Annotated in this window: 6 protein-coding genes; all 6 read left to right on the top strand. The window is 33.4% G+C overall.

The window, feature by feature from the left end:
* Positions 1-458: 458 nt before the first annotated feature.
* The 6 genes from ACLBXA_RS29160 (at position 459) to ACLBXA_RS29135 (ending at position 5,533) form a co-directional block, all read left to right on the top strand.
* Entirely contained in the window at positions 459-1,172 is a 714-nt protein-coding gene (locus ACLBXA_RS29160; RefSeq protein ID WP_000652004.1) for a response regulator transcription factor, read from the top strand.
* Complete coding sequence (locus ACLBXA_RS29155; protein ID WP_000845349.1) at positions 1,162-2,175, top strand: sensor histidine kinase; 1,014 nt, start codon at positions 1,162-1,164, stop codon at positions 2,173-2,175. The genes ACLBXA_RS29160 and ACLBXA_RS29155 overlap by 11 nt, the downstream gene beginning before the upstream one ends.
* Positions 2,176-2,243: 68 nt before the next feature.
* A complete protein-coding gene (locus ACLBXA_RS29150; RefSeq protein WP_000074583.1) occupies positions 2,244-3,173 on the top strand; it encodes an ABC transporter ATP-binding protein in 930 nt (309 codons plus the stop codon).
* Positions 3,166-3,903, top strand: coding sequence for an ABC transporter permease (locus ACLBXA_RS29145; protein WP_000247718.1), 738 nt, complete (start codon positions 3,166-3,168; stop codon positions 3,901-3,903). Before ACLBXA_RS29150 ends, ACLBXA_RS29145 begins: the two co-directional genes overlap by 8 nt.
* Positions 3,904-3,920: 17 nt before the next feature.
* Positions 3,921-4,718: an undecaprenyl-diphosphate phosphatase UppP gene (uppP, locus tag ACLBXA_RS29140; protein ID WP_001279951.1), complete on the top strand. Its 798-nt coding sequence runs from the start codon at positions 3,921-3,923 to the stop codon at positions 4,716-4,718.
* A 356-nt stretch (positions 4,719-5,074) separates the two neighbouring features.
* Positions 5,075-5,533 (top strand): ASCH domain-containing protein, encoded by a 459-nt coding sequence (locus ACLBXA_RS29135; RefSeq protein ID WP_001072428.1) that lies wholly within the window; start codon positions 5,075-5,077, stop codon positions 5,531-5,533.
* The last annotated feature ends 130 nt before the right edge of the window (positions 5,534-5,663 follow it).

Genomic DNA, 5,663 nt, shown 5'->3' with positions numbered 1-5,663 from the left:
AAAATAAAAATTGACGTTTCACGTTGTTTGTTTCGTTCAGTTTTCAAAGAACTACTTGGTCGCTCATTTGCGACTTCCTTATGTTAACATCTTCATCTTTCAATGTCAACTAAGTTTTTCATTTTGTTTGTCGCTTGCGACGTTATTGTCATCGGCGACTTGTTCTATATTACACTTCATTTGTATAATCGTCAACATCTTTTTATAAAGATATTCAAGTTAATATTTTTATGCTCTTTTAACTAGACACGTCTCTATAGGATTTCATTATCGGAGCACGCTTTCTGCTTCTCTTTAATTTATTCTTCCAAACATATTCGAGTTAATTTGAGCTCTAGACTTAACTCGTGCGGACGTTTCCCTCCAACAAAACTAGCAACCTTATTTTAACAAATACTAGTATATAATTAGAGAGTTGTTGTACTATCAATAAAACTCTATTAGAAGCAGGTGAAAATATGAAAGATATACGTATCCTTTTAGCAGACGACGATAAAGAAATCCGAAATTTATTAAAAATATATTTAGAACGAGAATTATATATGGTAGACACTGCAATCAACGGCGAAGAAGCCTTGCATTTATTTAATCAAAATAACTATAACCTCGTTATATTAGATCTTATGATGCCCAAAATAGATGGAATCGAGGTATGTAAAAAGCTTAGATATAAAACTAACGTACCTATATTAATGCTCACCGCTAAAGATCACGAAATTGATAAAATTTTAGGCTTAAGCATTGGTGCTGATGATTACATTACAAAACCTTTCAGCATTCACGAAGTAATTGCACGAGTAAAAGCTCTTATGCGGCGTTTTTTAGTTCTTGGAAGTAGCAATACTGCTCAAGAAAAAACAACTTTATCTTTTAAAGGACTAACTTTCAATCTAAATACATACACAGTTCATACAAATAAAGAAGAAATTAACTTAACCGGAAAAGAACTGGAACTATTAAAATTCTTTACTTCAAACCCAGGACAAGTATTTACAAAAACACAGCTCTTCCAAAATGTGTGGGACGATAATTATATAGAAGATGACAATACCGTTATGGTACATATTCGAAAACTTAGAAAGAAAATAGAAATCGACCCTTCCAATCCAAAATTCATTCAGACTATATGGGGAATTGGTTATAAGTTTGTAGGTGAAAAGCTTGAAGACTGATAAAACCCTCTCCCTTATTACATTACAACTTATCATTTGTGGGATTTTAAACATACAAATGGAACCAAGATTAAAAATGTCTTTATTTATAATCCTTATCTTAATTACAATTTATCTCTTCTTTTCAAGAATACAATTCATTCAACATCGCAAGGCAATGGATACTAAATTAAGTCGTGTACTAAAAGGAAACTTACAAACGAGATTATTCACAAGCAATGACCACTCATTACATAATATCGTTTTTTCAATAAACGAGCTAATAGCTAAATTAGAGCAAGTTCAGATTGAAGCCAAAAGATCCGAGGAATCCAGAAAACAACTTTTGTCTAGTATCTCCCACGATATACGAACACCACTCACCTCCATCATCGGATATATAGATGCTTTAAAAGATGGGGTTGCTGTTTCTGAAATAGAAAAACAAGAATACCTTAAAATACTTTATATGAAATCAAATAACTTAAAGCACCTAGTTGATGAAATATTCAATATGGCGAAGCTAGACGCTAATGAATTTCCACTAAAAGAAGAAGAACTCGACTTTTCTGAAGTTACTAGAGAAGTTTTGATTGAATTTTTACCTGAGCTCTCAAAACATAACATCGAACTGCAAGTTCTCATACCAGAATCTACTTGCCCTATTATCGCAGACCATCTGAGCCTTATGCGGATTATGAGTAATTTAATGAAAAATGCCATTTATTACGGAAAGGATGGAAAAATAGTAGGAGTCGAACTACTAGAAACCGATAGAGAATATGAACTTCATATTTGGGACAAAGGCCCTGGTATTCCAAAGCATGATTTACAAAATGTGTTTGAGCGAATGTACCGAAGCGAACAATCAAGAAACTCCTCGTTTGGTGGTAGTGGTCTCGGGCTCTCTATTTCTAAAGCGCTCGTTGAGAGAAATGGTGGGCATATATGGGTTGAAAGCACTCCATGGAAACGAACTATTTTTGGCTTTTCTATTCCAAAACACAATACTTTTAAGAAATAGTTAAGAAATGATTAATATGCAGTTAAGCCTTCCTTTTTATGATGTAAGTAAGAACTTATAGAAAGCAGGTGTCTCCTATAAATACAATTATAAAAACGACTAACCTTACTAAAGTATATGGCAATCAAAAATCAGTAGATAATTTAAATATTAATGTTCAACAAGGGGAGATTTATGGCTTCATAGGCCGCAACGGTGCTGGTAAAACAACAACCATTCGTATGCTGCTTAGTCTTATAAAGCCTACAAGTGGAACGATTGAAATATTTGGAGAGAACTTATTCCAAAATCAAAAAGATATTTTAAGCAGAATTGGTTCTATAGTTGAAGTTCCAGGATTTTATGAAAACTTAACTGCAAAAGAAAACCTATTAATTAATGCAAAGATAATTGGGGTTCACAAAAAGAATGCTATCGAAGAAGCATTAGAAATAGTAGGCTTGCAGCATGAGACAAAAAAGTTAGTAGGAAAGTATTCTTTAGGAATGAAGCAACGCTTAGGAATTGCACGCGCTCTTCTCCATTATCCCGAGCTACTCATATTAGATGAACCAACTAACGGACTAGACCCTATTGGTATTAAAGAAATGCGAAAACTTATTCATTCTTTAGCTCAAGAAAGAAATATAACCATACTCATTTCTAGTCACATATTAGCCGAGGTAGAACAGTTAGTCGATCGTATCGGAATTATTCATGAAGGAAAGTTACTAGAAGAAGTTTCTCTTGATACGCTACGTAAAGCAAATCGTAAGTACATAGAGTTTCAAGTGAATAATGACAATAAAGCTGTGATGTTATTAGAAAATCATCTTCAAATTTTTGATTATGAAGTACACGATGAAGGGAATATTCGTATTTACTCTCATTTTGGACAACAAGGATACATAAATAGAACGTTAGTTCTCAATGGTATTGAAGTATTAAAAATGATGATAAGTGAAGATAGACTAGAAGATTATTTCACCAAGCTAGTTGGAGGTGGAACAATTGGTTAATCTACTCTATACAGAACTCTTAAAATTAAAACGCTCTAATATGTTTTTAATTAGCATTATTGGTGCTGGTGTCGCACCTTTCTTAGTTGTAGTAGCCTCTTATATACATATAAAAACAAAACAGCCAACTCCGACTATTTGGTTCCATCAATTATTCACTGATGTTAACTTATATACTACTTTAGTTATAGGATTCCCCTTATATGGAGTAGTGGTTGCATATTTGCTTACCCGCGAATATGCAGAAGATACACTAAAAAATTTACTAACTATCCCCGTGTCGCGCATTAGCTTTATTATAAGTAAATTCATCATTCTCTTTCTTTGGATCATGATGCTAACTTTAGTCGCTTGGACACTTACTTTAATATTAGGGCTATTGGGGAATTTCCCTGGTTTTAACATTGCTTTACTTTTAAGTTCTTTCCTAGAATTTTTAATATGTGGTGGACTTCTCTTTCTATTGTCTTCACCTATTGTACTACTAACTCTTGTCATGAAGAGCTATGTACCGCCCATTATATTAACAGTCATTATTACAATGACCAATCTTATGCTCGTAAACTCCAAGCATAAAGATTTATTTCCGTGGACCGCTACTCTAGATATCGCAAATAATGAATTACAACCGACATATCCACCAGAGTATTCTTATATCATCATTGCAGTAACAACAATTTCCGGATTTATTGCAACACTATTCTATTTTAAAAAAGTAGACATTCATTAATTTATAGGAGTGAAACTATGAGCGATATCATTATTGCCTTCATACTCGGTATTGTAGAAGGATTAGCTGAATTTTTACCTATATCTTCTACTGGCCACCTTATATTAGTCGGGCATTTATTAGACTTTGAAGGAGAAAGAGCAAAAACGTTTGAAATTGTTATTCAGCTAGGCGCAATTTTAGCTATTGCAATTTTATATCATAAACGTCTCGTTTCTCTATGTAATATTAAGCCTCTTCTACGGAAAGAGAAAAAATTCAACGCGTTTCATGTATTTCTTGGCGTATTTCCGGCAGTAGTGGCTGGTTTGCTACTACATGATATTATTAAAACATACTTATTTCAGCCATACACTGTTGTGATTGGACTTGTAGCAGGGGCAATTGTTATGATCTTTGCAGAAGTAAAAAAGAAAGAGGCAACCGCCTATTCACTGGACGATTTAACATACCGTCAAGCTTTAACAATTGGATTATTTCAGTGCTTAGCAGTATACCCTGGCTTCTCTAGAGCTGGCTCTACTATCTCTGGAGGTCTATTAGCAAAAGTAAATTATAAAACCGCATCCGAGTTCTCTTTTCTAATAGCTCTTCCTGTAATGGTTGGAGCTACAGGCTTAGACTTACTAAAAAGTTGGGAGTATTTAAGTGTCGATGACATCCCTATGTTTGCGGTAGGATTCATTACCTCTTTTACCGTAGCGATGCTAGCGGTAGTAACTTTTCTAAAGCTTTTAGAGAAGATAGGTTTAAAACCTTTTGCATACTATCGTATTTTGTTGGCTATCTTATTTACGCTTTTCGTATTACTATAGATTCATATAAGTCACATATCATTAAACTGATATTCAATTTTAGAATATCGGTTTTTTATCTATTTCAACTCTAGTACTACTCACTTCAATATGGCATAGTGATAATAAGCTACCATTAATAGTCTGAACGTTCTTTAAGTAACTATATCCTTTATCATAAAATGCAATTGGGAAATTAAAGATTCTATATATATACAGAACATATTTACAAACCATATTCATTCCACATAGTATCTTTTTAATTTGCAACACACTGATACAAATTTCAAATGAGCACAAAGACAGAATAAGTAAATAAATAAATTTCCTAGGAATTATAAAGCGACTAAATTTAATTAGAGTGAGGTGACGATAAAATGAATCAATTAGCACAGACATATTGGAATACTTATTGGGGAAACAACAAAAAACCAGAATCTGTTATAGCTTGGCAATTTGGAGATTCCCCTAATTATCTTGCACAACTAGTAATTGACGGTATTAAAACTGCTACATGCTCCGGTCACATTTTTTATGAATTAGAAAATGAACCGCTACCGACCACTAATGATTATAGTATTATACTTAATAGTAATGATGAACCTGTAGCTATTATTAAGATAATAGAAGTAACTGTAACACCAATGAATGAAGTAAGCGAAGAATTCGCTATCGCTGAAGGCGAAGGAGATCGTACTTATAATTACTGGAGAGACACCCATGTTCGTTTTTTTACAAAGGAACTAAATGAGCTTGGTCTTAATTTCTCTGAAGATATGTTACTCGTCTGTGAGCGTTTTGAACTTGTTGATGTGAACAATAAAGTGAAATTATAAAAAACTGAGATTTACCACCCATTCTTATTTTTATAAAACACAAAAAAGACAAGTCATTCTGACTTGTCTTAAAGTTGCTTGGCGACGTCCTACTCTCACAGGGACAAGGTCCCAACTACCATCGGCGCTA

The sequence above is a fragment of the Bacillus sp. D48C genome (assembly GCF_053345735.1).
This window is presented reverse-complemented; position numbering and strand designations above follow the sequence as displayed.

Coding starts and splice junctions, on each gene's coding strand:
- ACLBXA_RS29160 (WP_000652004.1), top strand. CDS start 459: ATGAAAGATATACGTATCCTTTTAGCAGACGACGATAAAGAAATCCGA.
- uppP (WP_001279951.1), top strand. CDS start 3,921: ATGAGCGATATCATTATTGCCTTCATACTCGGTATTGTAGAAGGATTA.
- ACLBXA_RS29135 (WP_001072428.1), top strand. CDS start 5,075: ATGAATCAATTAGCACAGACATATTGGAATACTTATTGGGGAAACAAC.